The sequence below is a fragment of the Streptacidiphilus carbonis genome, assembly GCF_000787775.1.
Classification (GTDB): domain Bacteria; phylum Actinomycetota; class Actinomycetes; order Streptomycetales; family Streptomycetaceae; genus Streptacidiphilus; species Streptacidiphilus carbonis.
Genome location: NZ_BBPM01000020.1, coordinates 105,403 through 120,520, shown reverse-complemented (window position 1 = coordinate 120,520; position 15,118 = coordinate 105,403). Strand labels below are relative to the sequence as shown.

At 73.1% G+C, this 15,118-nt stretch carries 17 protein-coding genes; 5 read left to right on the top strand and 12 right to left on the bottom strand.

The window, feature by feature from the left end; all coding sequences use genetic code 11:
- Window positions 1-103: 103 nt before the first annotated feature.
- From TR46_RS18070 to TR46_RS18055, 4 genes are all read left to right on the top strand, one after another.
- On the top strand, window positions 104-1,114 hold the full coding sequence (locus tag TR46_RS18070) for a DEDDh family exonuclease (protein ID WP_042401925.1): 1,011 nt from the start codon (window positions 104-106) through the stop codon (window positions 1,112-1,114).
- 92 nt (window positions 1,115-1,206) lie between these two features.
- On the top strand, window positions 1,207-2,160 hold the full coding sequence (locus TR46_RS18065; RefSeq protein WP_063770609.1) for an SURF1 family cytochrome oxidase biogenesis protein: 954 nt from the start codon (window positions 1,207-1,209) through the stop codon (window positions 2,158-2,160).
- A gap of 48 nt (window positions 2,161-2,208) precedes the next feature.
- A complete protein-coding gene (locus TR46_RS18060) occupies window positions 2,209-4,011 on the top strand; it encodes a glycoside hydrolase family 15 protein (RefSeq protein WP_042401921.1) in 1,803 nt (600 codons plus the stop codon).
- Window positions 4,012-4,014: 3 nt separating this feature from the next.
- Window positions 4,015-4,776 carry an SDR family oxidoreductase gene (locus TR46_RS18055; protein WP_042401919.1) on the top strand — a complete coding sequence of 254 codons (762 nt, stop codon included), beginning with the start codon at window positions 4,015-4,017 and terminating at the stop codon, window positions 4,774-4,776.
- A 138-nt stretch (window positions 4,777-4,914) separates the two neighbouring features.
- Here the strand turns inward: TR46_RS18055 and TR46_RS18050 are convergent, their stop codons facing one another.
- From TR46_RS18050 to TR46_RS18005, 10 genes are all read right to left on the bottom strand, one after another.
- Entirely contained in the window at window positions 4,915-5,514 is a 600-nt protein-coding gene (locus TR46_RS18050) for a hypothetical protein (protein WP_042401917.1), read from the bottom strand.
- Window positions 5,511-6,113 carry a DUF6286 domain-containing protein gene (locus TR46_RS18045; RefSeq protein ID WP_042401916.1) on the bottom strand — a complete coding sequence of 201 codons (603 nt, stop codon included), beginning with the start codon at window positions 6,111-6,113 and terminating at the stop codon, window positions 5,511-5,513. Before TR46_RS18045 ends, TR46_RS18050 begins: the two co-directional genes overlap by 4 nt.
- Complete coding sequence (locus tag TR46_RS18040; protein WP_042401915.1) at window positions 6,110-6,520, bottom strand: hypothetical protein; 411 nt, start codon at window positions 6,518-6,520, stop codon at window positions 6,110-6,112. The genes TR46_RS18045 and TR46_RS18040 overlap by 4 nt, the downstream gene beginning before the upstream one ends.
- A gap of 5 nt (window positions 6,521-6,525) precedes the next feature.
- The gene (locus TR46_RS18035; protein ID WP_042401913.1) at window positions 6,526-6,711 is read right to left on the bottom strand and encodes a hypothetical protein; all 186 of its coding nucleotides are present in this window, start codon (window positions 6,709-6,711) and stop codon (window positions 6,526-6,528) included.
- On the bottom strand, window positions 6,708-7,142 hold the full coding sequence (locus tag TR46_RS18030) for an Asp23/Gls24 family envelope stress response protein (protein WP_042401910.1): 435 nt from the start codon (window positions 7,140-7,142) through the stop codon (window positions 6,708-6,710). The genes TR46_RS18035 and TR46_RS18030 overlap by 4 nt, the downstream gene beginning before the upstream one ends.
- A gap of 159 nt (window positions 7,143-7,301) precedes the next feature.
- Window positions 7,302-8,105, bottom strand: coding sequence for an enoyl-CoA hydratase/isomerase family protein (locus TR46_RS18025; protein ID WP_042401897.1), 804 nt, complete (start codon window positions 8,103-8,105; stop codon window positions 7,302-7,304).
- A gap of 253 nt (window positions 8,106-8,358) precedes the next feature.
- Entirely contained in the window at window positions 8,359-8,592 is a 234-nt protein-coding gene (locus TR46_RS18020) for a helix-turn-helix domain-containing protein (protein WP_030266545.1), read from the bottom strand.
- Window positions 8,593-8,915: 323 nt separating this feature from the next.
- Window positions 8,916-10,514: an ABC-F family ATP-binding cassette domain-containing protein gene (locus TR46_RS18015; RefSeq protein ID WP_042401895.1), complete on the bottom strand. Its 1,599-nt coding sequence runs from the start codon at window positions 10,512-10,514 to the stop codon at window positions 8,916-8,918.
- 78 nt (window positions 10,515-10,592) lie between these two features.
- Window positions 10,593-11,372, bottom strand: coding sequence for a hypothetical protein (locus TR46_RS18010; RefSeq protein ID WP_042401879.1), 780 nt, complete (start codon window positions 11,370-11,372; stop codon window positions 10,593-10,595).
- Between the two features lie 102 nt (window positions 11,373-11,474).
- Window positions 11,475-11,807, bottom strand: a complete 333-nt coding sequence (locus tag TR46_RS18005; protein ID WP_042401877.1) for a YnfA family protein — start codon at window positions 11,805-11,807, stop codon at window positions 11,475-11,477.
- A gap of 145 nt (window positions 11,808-11,952) precedes the next feature.
- Between TR46_RS18005 and TR46_RS18000 the strand changes: the two genes are divergently transcribed.
- Complete coding sequence (locus TR46_RS18000) at window positions 11,953-12,978, top strand: glycoside hydrolase family 26 protein (protein WP_052432898.1); 1,026 nt, start codon at window positions 11,953-11,955, stop codon at window positions 12,976-12,978.
- On the opposite strand, the gene TR46_RS17995 is transcribed toward TR46_RS18000, so the two are convergent.
- Together TR46_RS17995 and TR46_RS42385 are read right to left on the bottom strand one after the other, a co-directional pair.
- Window positions 12,956-14,182 (bottom strand): GNAT family N-acetyltransferase, encoded by a 1,227-nt coding sequence (locus tag TR46_RS17995; protein WP_084718662.1) that lies wholly within the window; start codon window positions 14,180-14,182, stop codon window positions 12,956-12,958. The genes TR46_RS18000 and TR46_RS17995 overlap by 23 nt on opposite strands.
- Window positions 14,179-14,958, bottom strand: a complete 780-nt coding sequence (locus TR46_RS42385) for a Wzz/FepE/Etk N-terminal domain-containing protein (protein WP_052432897.1) — start codon at window positions 14,956-14,958, stop codon at window positions 14,179-14,181. Before TR46_RS42385 ends, TR46_RS17995 begins: the two co-directional genes overlap by 4 nt.
- Window positions 14,959-15,118: the final 160 nt, after the last annotated feature.

The window sequence follows — 15,118 nt, the reverse complement described above, 5'->3', positions numbered from 1 at the left end:
AAGCGAACAAGTCTCGCATGGCTCACGGACCACGATATTCCGCCCGCCGGGGTACGGCTGCCATGGCGGGAGCTGTCAGGGGTGGCCCGTATTCTGGACGACCATGGAAACCAGCCGCCTGGACGACAGCGACGCGCAGCGCGCGGCCCACCCCTATCCCGACGGCGGCTGGGCCGTGGTGGACGTGGAGACGACCGGCCTGGGCCGCACCGACCGGATCGTCTCGGTGGGTGTCTACCGGCTCGACCCGCGGGGCGAGGTGCTGGACCACTGGTACACCCCGGTCAACCCGGAGCGCGATCCGGGTCCGGTCTGGATCCACGGTCTGACCAGCGAGCACCTGGAGGGCGCGCCCACCTTCCCGGAGATCGCCGACCGGCTGGCCGAGCAGCTGTCCGGGCGGGTGCTGGTCGCCCACAACGCCCTTTTCGACTGGTCGATGATCTCCCGTGAGTACGCCCGGATGGGTGGCCGGGCCCCGGTCGAGCAGCGGCTGTGCACCATCGTGCTGGCCCGGGACCTGCGGCTGCCGCTGGCCAACCACAGGCTCGGTACCCTGGCCGGCCACTTCGGGGTGATCCCCCGTCAGGCGCACCACGCGCTGGACGACGCGCGAGTGCTGGCCGAGGTGTTCCGGCCCAGCCTGCGGCTGGCGGTGGAGGCGGGCCTGCCGCTGCCGTTCCAGCCGTGCGTGGCCCCCGCGCTGGTGGACCACCTCGCGGACGACGGGACCGACACGTCCGGCGGCGGCATGCGCGGCGGCTCCGCCCGCGGCGCCGGCTGGAGCCCCTACCGTCCGGCCCGGCGGCGGCCGGCCTGCCCGTACCCGAACCCGGGCCGGTGGGCGCCCGAGCAGCCGCTGGTGCAGGGGATGCGGGTGGCGATCAGCGGCGACACCGCCACCGACCGCGAGCTGCTGGAGGACCGGCTGACCGAGGCCGGGCTCCATGTGGCCGGTTCGGTGAGCAGCCGGACCAGCCTGCTGGTCACCAATGAGCCGGGCGGCTGGACCACCAAGGCGCGGCGCGCCCGCGAGGTCGGCACCCCGGTGGTGGACGAGGCCGCGTTCCTGCACCTGCTGCAGGCGGTCGTGCCGCAGCAGCGGCAGGGCTGAGCGGGCGGAGCGGGCGGAGCCGACCCGGCCCCGGCGGCCGGAGCCCGGTACCCGCCGTAAGGGGGCAGATCGGGCGGGGGTACCTTCGAAGGGTGCTCCGCATCCTGCTGACCCGGCGCTGGGTGATCCTGACTCTGGTCTTCTTCGTACTGATCCCGGTGATGTACCTGCTGGGCATGTGGCAGTTCCACCGCTACCAGCAGACCAACGACGGCAACCGGCTGATCTCGGACAACCTGGCGTCCCAGCCGGTCGCGGTCGAGTCGCTGACCCGGCCGGGCAGCACCGTGCCCGGGAGCGAGCGCTACCGGAACGTCTCGGCCACCGGCCACTACGACACCGCGCACCAGTTCGTGGTCCGGCACCGCACCGACGCGGCCGGCGACGCCATCGGCTACTACGTGGTCACCCCGCTGATCCTGGCGGACGGCGACGCGGTGCTGGTGAACCGGGGCTGGGTGGACCCGGGGAACACCACCGGCGACCAGTACCCCAAGGTGCCCGGTGCGCCGGGCGGCACCGTCACCGTCACCGGTCTGCTGCAGCCCGACGAGACCACCGCCGTCAGCGGCATCCGCGACGTCAAGGGCCTGCCGGGCCGTCAGTTCATGCTGATCGACAGCGCCCAGCAGGCCGCGCACCAGCCGGAGCCGGTGCTGGCCGGCTATCTGCAGCTGCTGCACACCACCCCGACCGCCCCGGCCGCCGACTCGGCCGAGCTGGTGCCGCTGCCCGACAGCACGAACAGCTACAGCATGGCCGTGGTCGGCAAGGGCGTGCACCTGCCGTACGCGGTCCAGTGGTGGCTGTTCGCGCTGCTGGTCCCGGCCGCCTGGGGCGCGCTGCTGCGCCGGGAGGTCAAGGACAAGGAGCGCAAGGCCCTGGTCGCCGAGAGGAAGGCCGCTTTCCTGGCCACGCAGGCGGCCAGGACGACCGGGCCGACCGCGGCGACCGGCGCGGCCCGAGGTGACGAAGTGCCGGGTGATTCCGGCACGGACACGCCACAGGAGTCGGTTGCCGCCCCTGCCGGGGCGGCCGGGGAGTAGCGTCCGAGCAGGAGTTGCCGGCCTTTCGGAGTGAGGGGGAACGCACACATGCCCGGACGTATCGAGGACTATGCGCTGATCGGGGATCTGCAGACAGCGGCCCTGGTCGGCCGGGACGGCTCCATCGACTGGCTCTGCCTGCCCCGGTTCGACTCCCCCACCTGCTTCGCGGCCCTGCTCGGCGACGAGCAGCACGGCGCCTGGCGGTTGGCGCCGGAGGGCGCCGAGGAGTGCACCAGCCGCTCCTACGTGGGCGACAGCCTGGTCCTGGAGACGGTCTGGGAGACCGGCACCGGCACCGTCAAGGTGATCGACTTCATGCCGCAGCGGGACCGCACCCCTGATGTGATGCGGATCGTCGAGGGCGTCTCGGGCAGCGTGCGGATGCACGCGGAGATGCGGCTGCGCTTCGACTACGCCCGGGTGGTGCCGTGGATGCGGCGCACCGACCACCACCGGGTGGCCGTGGCCGGACCCGACTCGGTGTGGATGCGCGGGCACTCCTCGATCCGCACCTTCGGCAAGGACTTCGCCACCTTCGGCCACTTCGACGTCAACGCCGGCGACCGGATCCCGATAGTGCTGAGCTGGATGCCCTCGCACCACTCGACCCCGCCCCGGCAGGACGCCGAGAAGTCGCTCCAGGAGACCCTGCGGGGCTGGCAGGAGTGGGCCTCGGTGAGCAGGTACCGCGGCCCCTACCGGGATCCGGTGATGCGCTCGCTGATCGTGCTGAAGGCGCTGACCTTCGAGCCCACCGGCGGGATCGTCGCCGCCGCCACCGCCGCGCTGCCCGAGGAGATCGGCGGCGAGCGCAACTGGGACTACCGCTTCTGCTGGCTCCGCGACTCCACCATGACCCTGTCCGCGCTGCTGCGCAGCGGCTACGTCGAGGAGGCGTCGGCCTGGCGCGAGTGGCTGCTGCGCGCCATCGCCGGTGACCCGGCCGACCTGCAGACCATGTACGGGGTGGCCGGCGAGCGCAGGCTGACCGAGTTCACCGCCGACTGGTTCCCCGGCTACGAGGGCTCGGCCCCGGTCCGCTTCGGCAACGCGGCGGTGGACCAGTTGCAGCTGGACGTGTACGGGGAGGTGATAGACACCCTGTACCTGGCGCTGACGGCCGGCGTCCCGATGGAGCGTCATGTCTGGGCGCTGATCAACTCGTTCATGCGGTTCCTGGAGGACCACTGGCGCGACCCGGACGAGGGCCTGTGGGAGGTGCGCGGCGGCCGCCGCCACTTCGTCCACTCCAAGGTGATGTGCTGGGTCGCCTTCGACCGGGCCGTGAAGATGGCCGAGATCACCGGGATGGCCGCGCCGGTGGACCGCTGGCGCGAGGTCCGCGACACCATCCACCTGGACGTCTGCACCCAGGGGTTCGACGAGGAACTGGGCAGTTTCACCCAGTACTACGGCGGCAGGGAGCTGGACGCCTCGACCCTCTTCGTCGTCAAGACCGGCTTCCTGCCGGCCGACGACCCGCGGGTGGTCGGCACCGTCGACGCCGTGCAGAAGGGCCTGGACCACAACGGTTTCGTGCTGCGGTACTCCACCGGGGAACCCGAGGACGCCCAGGTGGACGGGTTGCAGGGCACCGAAGGGGCGTTCCTGGCCTGCTCGTTCTGGCTGGCGGACGCGCTGATCGCGATCGGGCGGAAGGAGGAGGGCAGGCAGCTGTTCGAGCGGGTCGCCGCCATCTCCAACGACCTCGGCCTGATCTCCGAGGAGTGGGACCCCAAGGCGCAGCGGCAGCTCGGCAACACCCCGCAGGCCTTCACCCATGTCGCCCTGGTCAACACCGCCTTCGCGCTGGAAGAGCCGAAGAAAGCACGACAGGAGGAACTCTGATCCATGGATCTCGGACTTGAGGGACGGGTCTACGCCGTCACCGCGGCCACCCGGGGACTCGGCTTCGCCGGCGCGGAGGCGCTGGTCGCGGACGGAGCGAGGGTGGTGCTCACCGGGCGCACCGAAGCCTCGGTGGACGAGGCGGTCAAGCGGCTCGGCGGCGCGGCGGTGGCGGTCGGCGTGGTCGCCGACAACGCCGCGGCGGACACCGCGGAGCGGGTGATCGCCGCGGCGACGGAGCGGTTCGGCCGGATCGACGGTGTGCTGATCAGCGCGGGCGGCCCGCCGGCCGGGTCGATGCTCTCCGCGACGGACGAGGAGTGGACCGGGGCGTTCGAGTCGGTCTTCCTCGGCGCGGTCCGCATCGCGCGACGGTTCGCGGCGGAGCTGGGCGAGGGCGGCGCGATCGGGTTCGTCCTGTCGGGCTCGGTCCGCGAGCCGATCGGTGGGCTGGCGATCTCCAACGGTCTGCGGCCGGGGCTGGCGATGGCGGCGAAGACGCTGGCCGAGGAGCTCGGGCCGCGGGGGATCCGGGTGTTCGGACTGCTGCCGGCCCGCATCGACACCGAACGGGTGCAGCACCTGGACGCCCTGGGGGGCGACCCGGAGGGCGCCCGCTCCCGCGCGGTGGCGGCGATTCCGCTGCGGCGGTACGGGACTCCTGCGGAGTTCGGGAGGGTGGCGGCGTTTTATCTTTCACCGGCGGCGTCGTATTTGACGGGTGTGATGGTGCCGGTCGACGGTGGGGCGCTGCGCGGGATTTGAGCGGGCGTTCGGTTTTGCGGGTGCAGGTGGTGCATGGTTTCTGTTCGCGCAGTTCCCCGCGCCCCTATGTGGCAACCGGCTCGGTTGCAAATGCTCAGGGGCGCGGGGAACTGCGCGAACAGAAACCCCCAAAAGCGTTCACCGAACCCTCGGCACCGGCCCCGGTTCCACCTTGAGAACGGCCTCGGCGGGGAGAACTGCCAAGCCGGCGGAGGTCCGCGCGTGAGTCAGCGGACCCGCCGAGAGGTCCCGGAGGACGGGGCCCGGGGCCGCCCCCGGTTCGAGGGTGAGGGCGAGGCGGGCGCGAGGGTGGCGCGCGCTGCCGAGCAGCCGCACGCGGGCACGGGACACGCCCGGGAGTTGTTCGGCCTCCTCGGCGACGGCCCGCGCCAGCGCCGCGCCGCGGACCCGTACCGGGATGTCGTCGGTGTCCGGGACGGCGATCCGGTCGACCGCCCCGCGCCGCAGTTGGGCGAGGAGCCACCACAGCGACAGCAGGGTGGCCGCCGCGAGCCCGGCGAGGACACTGGGCCACCACCAGCCCGCGTCGCGCCACCGCACCCGGTCGGCCGGGGCCAGCACCGCGTGGTGGGGGTCGGTGACGGTCCAGTCGGACGGGAGGCCCAGGTGCCAGCGGTGGTTCAGGTCGAGGCCCCCGGCCAGCAGCAGCGCTCCCCCGGCGAGCAGTACCAGACCGACCAGTGCCAGCAGGGTGCGGTTGACCGCGGTACGGCTCACGACTTGCCCTTCACCTTGACGTTGACCATGGGCGGCCGGACCAGGCCCAGCCGTCCCCGTTCCGCCGAGAGGTGCTCGGCCAGTGCCGCCTTCACCTCGGTGGGGTCCCCGAAGCCGACGACCGCGCGCACCCGGGCCTTGCGCCGGCCGACCTCCGCGTCGGCCTCGCGCACCCCCGGCGTCTCCAGCGCGGCCCGGCGCAGCATCGCGGCCGCCGCCCGGCGGCTCAGCCCGGCGCGCAAGCCGTCGGTGTCGGCGGTGGCCAGCGGCAGCAGTCGGCGCAGACCGGGCGTGGCGGCGAGCAGCAGCAGCCACAGACCCAGCGCGCAGAGCACGGCGGCCCCGGCGATCGCCCAGGCGTCGTCGAGGTGACGGTTCGCCAGTTGGTCGCTGATCCAGGTGCGCCAGGCATGGGCCCGGTGCCCGCTGCGGATGTAGCTCTCCTCGTACAGCAGCGCGCCCGCCGCGGCGACCACGACCAGCGCCACCAGTGCGGCGGTGTTGCGGCGGGAGGACCAGAACCGGCGGACCCGCGCGGCCTCCGGCTGCTCCGGCACGGCCGGGGCGACCGCCGTCCCGGCGGGGGAAGCGACGCTCATCGAAGCCTTCCGCTCGGTGCCGCCGGGACCAGGCGCTCGACCACCAGCGAGATCCTCGGGTCCTCGGCGCCTGTGAGCCGGACCACCCGCTCGACCACCCTGCCGTGCACGGCGCGGGTGACCGCGGCGATGTCGAGCGGGTAGGGCAGGTCCAGGCGCACCCTGATGCTGACCCCGCGCCGCCCCTGGGACGCGGTGGCCCGGGGCGACTCGACCCGCTCGGGATCAGCGTCGGCCCCGAAGTCGGAGTCGGAGTCAGCATCGGAGCCGGGGTCGGTCAGGTGCTCGGCAAGGGCCTCGGCGGCGGCGCGGGCGGCGATCCGGGCGAGCACCCGGTCGGCGAGGCTGGTGCTGCCGCGCTCGCCCGGGGCGGGCAGGGACGGGGCGGGGACGGCGCCGAATGCCATCGGCGCTACCGGTCCCTGGCCTTGGTGCTGCGGATCAGGTCACCGATCTCCAGGTCCCCCTCCAGCAGCCGACCGGCCACGAAACCGACCGCGCCCAGGGCCGCGACCAGCAGGAACGCGGCAAAACCGCCGAAGTACCCGGCGAAGCCGAGGGCCATGCCCACGGCCAGGCCGATCAGTGCCATGCTCACAGGACCCTGCTCTCGGTGGATTCGTCGTCGTCCTGCTCGTCGGGCAGATGGACGTCGTTGACGGCGATGTTTACCTCGACTACCTGGAGGCCGGTGATCCGCTCCACCGAGTTGATCACGTTCTTGCGCACCACGGCCGCCACCTCGGCGATGGGGACCCCGTATTCGACCACCAGGTCGATGTCCAGGGCGGCCTGGCGCTCGCCGACCTCGGCCTTGACGCCCCGGCCGACATTGGGCCGGCTCCCGGGGACGCGGTCGCGCACCGCGCCGAAGCCGCGCGATCCGCTGCCCAGGGCGTGGATGCCCTCCACGTCCCTGGCCGCCATGCCGGCCACCTTCTCCACCACGCCGACGGCGATGGTGGTCCGCCCGCGTTCTCCGCTGGGCGGCAGCTGGACGGCGGGCTTGGGGGCACTGGGCTTGTTCATTTCCGTCATGGCGTGGGCTCCCTCGTAGGGTGCCCGGCATCAGCAGTCACATTCTGCATATACCGGGCATATCACCTCGACCCTAGGGGAGCCTCACGACACGCACACCGCCGTGGCATCGAACGGGTGAGCAGTGCCGGGCCCGGGCCCCGGCGGCGACTACTCGCCCAGGCCGGCCAGGTCGCGCAGGCGCCGCAACTGGGCGGCGCGCTCGGCGGCGCGCTGCTCGTCGTAGCCGCGGCCGCCCGCGCCCTGGAGCAGCGCCTTGGTCTCGACCAGGGCGTCCCGGGGGGCGGCCAGCAGCGCCGCGGCCAGGTCGGCGGCGGCGGGGTGCAGTTCGGCGGCGGGCAGGGCGGCGTTGGCCAGGCCGATCCGCACCGCCTCGTCCGCGCCGACCCAGCGGCCGGTGCCGCAGATCTCCAGCGCCCGGGCCGGACCGACCAGGTCCACCAGCGGCTTGGTCCCGGCCAGGTCGGGGACCAGGCCCAGCGCGGTCTCGCGCATGGCGAACTGCACGTCCGTGGCGACCACCCGGAGGTCGCAGGCGAGGGCGAGCTGGAACCCGGCGCCCACCGCGTGGCCCTGCACCGCGGCGATGCTGACCAGGTCGGGGCGGCGCCACCAGGTGAACGCCTCCTGGTAGCCGGCGATGACCTGCTCGCCCTCCTCGTCCTTGGCCAGGTCGAAGAGGCCGCGCTCACCCGGGATCCCCTCAGGGGTGAACGCGGCCCGGTCCAGGCCGGCCGAGAAGGACTTGCCCTCGGCGAGCAGCACCACCGCGCGCACCGTCCCGGGCAGGCTGCGCCCGATCGCGGCGAGGGAGCGCCAGAGCGCGGGCGACTGGGCGTTGCGGCGCTCGGGCCGGCACAGCATCACCGTCGCGACGGCACCGTCGCCGGCCAGGTCCAGGCGGACCCCGGCGCCTTCCCACTCGGAGGGGTCGGCGCCGGGGCCGGAGTGCATGGTGGGCGCGGAATGAGACACAGGGACCTCCAGCAGCGGTACGAACTCGGGCTACTGAAGAGTAACCACTCCCGTTCGCCGCTCAGCGGCCTCCCTCCCCACCCGCACCTGCTGCGGGTTTCGTGGGGGTACGGGGGGTCGCTCCCCGGAATGCTGGAGCAAAGTAACGCGACGATCGGCGACCGGGTGGGAGACCTGTGGTGCGGGACTCCCCCAGCCGCCGAAGCGTCAGGGACGGTTCAGTGAAAGCGGTTCAGGACGTGGCCGCAGCGGTCGCCTTGGCCTTACCGCGCGTGGCGCCACCGCGACCGCGGAGGGAAACTCCGGACTCGCTGAGCATGCGGTGGACGAATCCGTAGGACCGGCCCGTCTCCTCCGCCAACGCCCGGATACTCGCACCGGAGTCGTACTTCTTCTTCAGCTCGGTCGCGAGCTTCTCCCGTGCGGGGCCCGTTACCCGGCTGCCCTTTTTCAGAGTCTCGGCCACCCGTGCCTCCTCGTAGCAAGTGCTCTGTCGGAATCCCATGATCACCCATGGGTGGCCTCCTGGCCACCCATTCCGCAAGGTCGGCAACGGAAATCCGGGCGGGCGGCAGCGTGCCGCGCGGCTGACCAGCGCGCGGTTTGCCGCCGCACGCCGGGGAAGGCCGCCGTGACATGGCGTGAAAATGCTGATCAGCACCGGTGAATGGGCAATGCACGGGATTCCCGAATGAGGAGAATCGGTGTCAGTTCACTCGTACAGGTGGCGGCCGCGGCGATATGAACTCTTCTGGTCCAGATGCATGATCCAGCGACTACACCGGCCGGTCAGGCGAGGGACACCAGATCCGCGTAGCCCTCGTTCCAGAGGTCCTCGATACCGTCCGGCAGCAGGATGATCCGCTCCGGCTCCAGCGCCTGGACCGCGCCCTCGTCGTGGGTGACCAGGACCACCGCTCCGCTGAAGGAACGCAGCGCGCCCAGGATCTCTTCCCGGCTGGCCGGGTCGAGGTTGTTGGTGGGCTCGTCGAGCAGCAGCACATTGGCGCTGGACACCACCAGGGTGGCCAGGGCGAGCCGGGTCTTCTCGCCACCGGACAGCACCCCGGCCGGCTTGTCCACGTCGTCGCCGGAGAAGAGGAAGGAGCCGAGGATCTTGCGGACCTCGACCAGGTCCATGTCCGGGGCGGCCGACCGCATGTTCTCCAGGATGGTGCGGTCGTTCTCCAGGGTCTCGTGCTCCTGGGCGTAGTAGCCGATCTTCAGCCCGTGCCCGGGGACGACCGAGCCGGTGTCCGGCTCCTCGACGCCGGCCAGCATCCGCAGCAGGGTGGTCTTGCCGGCACCGTTCAGGCCCAGCACCACGACCTTGGAGCCCTTGTCGATGGCCAGGTCGACGTCGGTGAAGATCTCCAGCGAGCCGTAGGACTTGGACAGGCTCTCCGCGGTCAGCGGAGTCTTGCCGCAGGGCGCCGGGTCCGGGAAGCGCAGCTTGGCCACCCGGTCGCTCTGCCGGACCGCCTCCAGGCCGGACAGCAGCTTCTCCGCGCGGCGGGCCATGTTCTGCGCGGCCACCGTCTTGGTGGCCTTGGCCCGCATCTTGTCGGCCTGCGAGTTCAGCTGCGAGGCCTTCTTCTCGGCGTTGGCGCGCTCGCGCTTGCGGCGCTTCTCGTCGGCCTCGCGCTGCTGCTGGTAGAGCTTCCAGCCCATGTTGTAGATGTCGATGCAGGTGCGGTTGGCGTCCAGGTAGAACACCTTGTTGACGACCGTCTCCACCAGGTTGATGTCGTGGGAGATGACGATGAAGCCGCCGCGGTAGGTCTTCAGGTAGTCCCGGAGCCAGAGGATGGAGTCGGCGTCCAGGTGGTTGGTTGGCTCGTCCAGCAGCAGGGTGTCGGAGTCCGAGAACAGGATCCGGGCCAGCTCGACCCGGCGCCGCTGGCCGCCGGAGAGGGTGTGCAGCTGCTGGCCGAGGATCCGGTCCGGCAGCCCCAGGCTGGCGGCGATGGTGGCCGCCTCGGCCTCGGCCGCGTAGCCGCCCTTGGTGAGGAACTCGGTCTCCAGACGGGAGTACTTCTTCATCGCGTCGTCGCGGGTCTGACCCTTCCCGTTGGCCATCCTGTCCTCGGCGATACGCATCTTGCGCAGCACCGAGTCCAGCTCGCGGGCGGACAGGATGCGGTCCCGGGCCAGCACGTCCAGGTCGCCGGTGCGCGGGTCCTGCGGCAGGTAGCCGACCTGGCCGCTGGTGGTGACCGTGCCGGCGGCGGGGGCGCCCTCGCCGGCCAGCACCTTGGTGAGCGTGGTCTTGCCGGCCCCGTTGCGGCCGACCAGGCCGATCCGGTCGCCGGGGGCGACCCGGAAGCTGGCGGACTCCAGCAGGATGCGGGCACCGGCACGCAGTTCGATGGCGTTGGCGGCAATCATGGCGAAACTACTCCCGGGACGGCGTGGCGCTGGCGCGGGCCGTCGAGCGGGGCCCTGCTTGAGGCGGAGAGGTCCAGTCTAACGGGGGCCGGGCAGTTGCCTGATCGGCAAGGCGGCCGCGGGGCGGCCGGTGGCGCGCTGGAGCACCAGGGTCCTGAGCCAGGGGACCTCGCGGATGCCCACCGTGGTGGTCCCGGTGGCGACCGGCATGGCCAGCGGGGTGGCCCCGATCTGCCAGAGCCTGCCGGTCCCGTCGAAGGCCTCGACGGTGCTGCGCTCGTCACAGGGACGGGCCAGCACCAGCAGGTCGTCCAGGGCCAGCGCCTGGGCCGGGGCGTAGGAGCAGCCGGCCTGCGGCAGGGTGTCGCTGCGGATGGAGCCGTCGGCGGTGTTGTACTCCATCACCACCTGCGGGGTGGGCACCAGGAAGACCTTGCCGTGGCCCAGCGAGGCGACCAGCACGCCCGTGTCGGCCGGGTACTGGCGGAGCCGGTCGGCCAGGCCGGGGACGAAGCGGTGCCAGGCCACCTCGGGCGCGGAACCGCTGCGGACGCCGGTGAGCATCCCGTCGTCCCAGACCGCCACGGTGATCCCGGCCAGCGGCACCACGCTCACCGGCTCGCTGCCGGGGCGCTTGTAGGACCACAGCGTGTGGCCGGCGTCACTGCCCTTGGTCGCGTACACCTGGACCGAGCCGTCGGCGCCGATCCGGAAGGCCCCGCCGTCCTCGCTGGAGACCGTGTCGTTGCTGTGGACGACGACCGCGTCGCCGAAGGGGGCGGGTCGGTGGTCGCGCGCAGCGGCGCCCACGCCGACTGCGGCGAGGATCACGATGAGGGCTGCGAGCGCGGTACGCATGGTGACTACCGTAGGTCGGAGGGGCCGGGAAGGGGTGCAGGGTCGGAAAAAATGGCGGTCCCAGGAGCGTAACGGTTCTCTCTCCGACCGCCGCCAGCGGCCTCAGCTGCGTGGCTGGTAGATGATCAGAGCTGCTCCGACCAGGCAGATCGCGGCGCCGGAGAGGTCCCAGCCGGTGGGACGGAATCCGTCCAGCAGCACGCCCCAGGCCAGCGACCCGGCGACGAACACCCCACCGTAGGCGGCCAGCACCCGGCCGAAGGACGCGTCCGGCTGGAAGGCGGCGACAAAGCCGTAGGCGCCGAGCGCCAGCACGCCGCAGAGCGCGTACTGCCACCCGCGCTGCTCCTTCACCGACTGCCAGACCAGCCAGCAGCCGCCGATCTCGGCGAGCGCCGCCAGTACGAACAGCAGGATCGAACGCGTGACGGTCATCCCCGCACGATATGACGGATCACCGGTGAATCAGCGGCGGCACCAGGTGTGTCCCGTCACGCTGGACGGCAGCGGGACCTAGCGTGAGTCCCGGTCGGAGGAGTCGGCGGAGTCGGTCCGAGGGGCCGGTCGAGGGAGGAGTCCGATGGTGCGCCGCCGGAGGGTGACGCTGCTGGTCACGGCGGTCGTGGTGGCGGCCGCGCTGGCGCTGGGGCTGCTGTGGCGGCCGGGCGGGATCGGCGGCGGGCCGGGCCCCGGCGGCGACCCGACCGCGGTTCCGCCGCACCCGGTGCCGTTCGGCGCCTTCCTGGGGTCGACCGAGTCGGACGACTCGATGGCGCAGCTCTCCGCGTGGCTGGGCGGGGCGCCGGTGCGGGTGGGCCACACCTATCTCCCCGGCGGCTCCTGGTCGGACATCGAGGGCAGCGCCACCCTGCTCGGACCGTGGGCGGCCTGGCGGGACGCGGAGCAGGACCGGCTGCTGGTGCTCGGGGTGCCGATGCTCCCCGACAACGAGGGGCAGGTCCCGGACGACCAGGTCCGGCAGCTGCTGCAGCAGGGCGCGGCCGGGCGGAACGACGCGCACTTCACCGCGCTGGCCCGGGCCCTGGTCGCGCTGGGCGCCCCGGACACCGTGCTGACCCTGGGCTGGGAGATGAACGGCACCACCTACACCAGCCGCTGCGGTCCCGACCCCGCCGCCTGGAAGCAGTACTGGCGCCGGATCGTCACCGCGATGCGCGCGGTTCCCGGACAGCGTTTCCGCTTCGATTTCGCACCGACCAGGGGCGCCGACGCGCACCCCTGGCCGGACTGCTACCCCGGCGACGACGTCACCGATGTCATCGGCATGGACAGCTACGACCTGGCCGGCTCCGACCCGGAGCGGACCGCCCCCTTCTCCAGTTATGTGCACGAGCCCTACGGGCTGCAGGCCCAGGTCGGCTTCGCCGCCGCCCACCACAAGCCGGTGTCCTACCCGGAGTGGGGCATGTACGACCGCGGCGACGACCCGGACTACGTCCGGGGGATGCTGCACTGGGTGAGCACCCACGACACCCTCTACCAGACCATCACCGACTACTGCCCGCACGGGGTCTGGCGCTGCACCGCCAATCCGCGGTCAGGACGGGTGTTCCGGGAGGCGCTCAGCGCGCGACCAGTTCCCTGAGCTCCCTGGCCCTGGTGCGGACGGCGGCCAGCCAGGGCGCGCGTGCGCGCAGCGAGCGGACCGCGCGGGACCGCAGGCCGATCGCCGCCGCGTACACGGCCACCGCCGGCGCCCCGCCCAGCAGCAGCCGCTCGCTGCGGGTCTGCTCGGGCCGCCAGCGCTGCTTGTAGGGCTCCTCCCCGCGCAGCAGGCTCAGCTCGCCGCAGCCGGTCGCCGCGGCGTGGGCCGCGCTTTCCCGGAGCAGTATTCCGGCGACGTCCACCCGCTCGCGCAGCTCCGGGCGCACCCCGTAGAGGTAGAGCGCCGACAGTCCGTTCAGTTGCAGGGTCAGGTCGCAGGCCACCAGTTCGCCGTCGAGCCGGTACTGGCGGACCAGGGCACGGTCGGCGGCGGCCATCCGCTGGGCCGAGCGGGACAGGTGCTCGGCGAAGCGGGGACGCAGATGCTCCGGGGTCACCCCCCGGCCGCGCCACTGCAGTTCGTGCAGGGCCAGCAGCTCGCCCAGGGCCCCGGGCACGTCCGCGGACGGCACCAGCCTGGTCTCGATCCCGGCCGCCTCCAGCTTGCGCAGCTTCACCCGGCTGCGCTGCGCGGTCCGTCCCGGCAGCCTGGACAGCAGTTCCTCCACCGGCACCGCGGGCAGGTGGAGGCACAGCGAGTCGGGCAGCCGCCGGACGGCCCCCGGCCAGTGCTCGGCGATCCGGTGGGCGGCCGACCCCGGGCGCAGCTCGCGCAGGTCGAGCGCGGCCCACGGCCGCCGCAGGCCCAGCTGCACGGCCATCGCCCCGGCCAGCGCCGCCGCGGTCTGCTCGGCACAACCGTCGTCCAGCAGCACGTCCAGGAAGTCGGTCAGCCCCTGGCCGACTCCGGCCAGCAGCGGCAGCGCGCGCCGACGGAGCATCAGCGGGGCCGCGCCCACCAGGACGCCGTCCCGACGGACCGTCACCACCCGCAGCCGTCCCGGCCTGCCGTAGCTGTGCCACCAGGAGGAGAGCCAGGCGTGGCTCTGGAACGGGGTGGCCGCCGCGCAGCGGTCGACCAGGGCGTCCCAGTCGGCCGCCAGCGCGTCGAAGCCGGCCGCGTCGCGTACGGTGCGCACCTCGATCGCCGGGGCCTGCGCCGACCCTCCGGGCGGTGCCGCCCCGTGCCCTCGGTCGGCCCCGCGGGCGATGGCGGTGGCAGCGGTGAGCTGGGGTGCCGTCATCGGCGGGCCCGGGCCGCGGACTGCCGGGAGGGGTCGGCGTCCACGTCGTCAGCGGCGCCGACGGGGACCGGGGCCGGGGCGGGCTCGGGGGTCCCGGCAGGGGCTGGAGCGGGGTCGGGGGCGTCGGCGGGCAGGGTGTCCACGGGCGCGGCCTCGGCTCCGCTGTCGGCGCCGCCGTCCGAGCGGGGCTGCGGCAGCGGGGCCGGGCCGCCGCCCGCCCGGGACTGACGGGCCATCATGCCCAGGCCGCCGACCAGCACCCCGGCCGCGGCGCCGACCGCCACGTCCAGGGTCCGCGACGGCGAGCTCGGGGCGGCCGGCCTGGCCGCGGCGGCGAAGGTGATCAGTCCGACCCTGGTCTGCTTGGAGGCGGCATTGCCGAAGGCCACCAGCGAGCCGGCCACCGCGTTGGCCTCCTTGGCCGCCCGGGTCGCGGTGGGGGCGCTGCCGGTGATCTGGACCATCGGCGCGTCCGGCGAGGTCACCGCCTGCACCAGCGGGGCGAGTTTCGCCATCGGGACGCCGGTGCTCGCCGAGGCGGACTGCAGGATCTCCGGCTGGGCGATCACCCGGCCGTAGGCCTGGGCGAAGTTCACGGCGGTGGCACTGTCACCGCTCACCTGCGGTACGACCATCACATAAGCGTTGGCCTGGTACTGCACCGGCGCGGCCAGCGCGTAGGCGCCACCGCAGGCGGCGCCGAGCGGGACGGCGGCGAGGACGGGCCAGCAGCGGCGCAGGAAGCTGCGCACGGCGTTGCGGCTGTTGTCGGACATGGCTGCGGGGCTCCTTGGGTTGTCGGGTCGGGTCATCGAGAGGTCTTCGCCGGGGCCACGGGCACAGGCTGCCGGGGCGGAACGGCGGGGGCCGCGTCGGCGGGGTCGGCGCGGGCTGCGGCGGCGGCGTCGGTGGCAGCGGCGGGATCGGTGGCTGGGG

Excerpts from the sequence above, each read along its gene's own strand:
- TR46_RS18070 (WP_042401925.1), top strand. The coding sequence starts at position 104 with ATGGAAACCAGCCGCCTGGACGACAGCGACGCGCAGCGCGCGGCCCAC.
- TR46_RS18060 (WP_042401921.1), top strand. The coding sequence starts at position 2,209 with ATGCCCGGACGTATCGAGGACTATGCGCTGATCGGGGATCTGCAGACA.
- TR46_RS18055 (WP_042401919.1), top strand. The coding sequence starts at position 4,015 with ATGGATCTCGGACTTGAGGGACGGGTCTACGCCGTCACCGCGGCCACC.
- TR46_RS18045 (WP_042401916.1), bottom strand. The coding sequence starts at position 6,113 with ATGAGCGTCGCTTCCCCCGCCGGGACGGCGGTCGCCCCGGCCGTGCCG.
- TR46_RS18040 (WP_042401915.1), bottom strand. The coding sequence starts at position 6,520 with ATGGCATTCGGCGCCGTCCCCGCCCCGTCCCTGCCCGCCCCGGGCGAG.
- TR46_RS18030 (WP_042401910.1), bottom strand. The coding sequence starts at position 7,142 with ATGAACAAGCCCAGTGCCCCCAAGCCCGCCGTCCAGCTGCCGCCCAGC.
- TR46_RS18025 (WP_042401897.1), bottom strand. The coding sequence starts at position 8,105 with ATGCACTCCGGCCCCGGCGCCGACCCCTCCGAGTGGGAAGGCGCCGGG.
- TR46_RS18015 (WP_042401895.1), bottom strand. The coding sequence starts at position 10,514 with ATGATTGCCGCCAACGCCATCGAACTGCGTGCCGGTGCCCGCATCCTG.
- TR46_RS18010 (WP_042401879.1), bottom strand. The coding sequence starts at position 11,372 with ATGCGTACCGCGCTCGCAGCCCTCATCGTGATCCTCGCCGCAGTCGGC.
- TR46_RS18005 (WP_042401877.1), bottom strand. The coding sequence starts at position 11,807 with ATGACCGTCACGCGTTCGATCCTGCTGTTCGTACTGGCGGCGCTCGCC.
- TR46_RS18000 (WP_052432898.1), top strand. The coding sequence starts at position 11,953 with ATGGTGCGCCGCCGGAGGGTGACGCTGCTGGTCACGGCGGTCGTGGTG.
- TR46_RS17995 (WP_084718662.1), bottom strand. The coding sequence starts at position 14,182 with ATGACGGCACCCCAGCTCACCGCTGCCACCGCCATCGCCCGCGGGGCC.
- TR46_RS42385 (WP_052432897.1), bottom strand. The coding sequence starts at position 14,958 with ATGTCCGACAACAGCCGCAACGCCGTGCGCAGCTTCCTGCGCCGCTGC.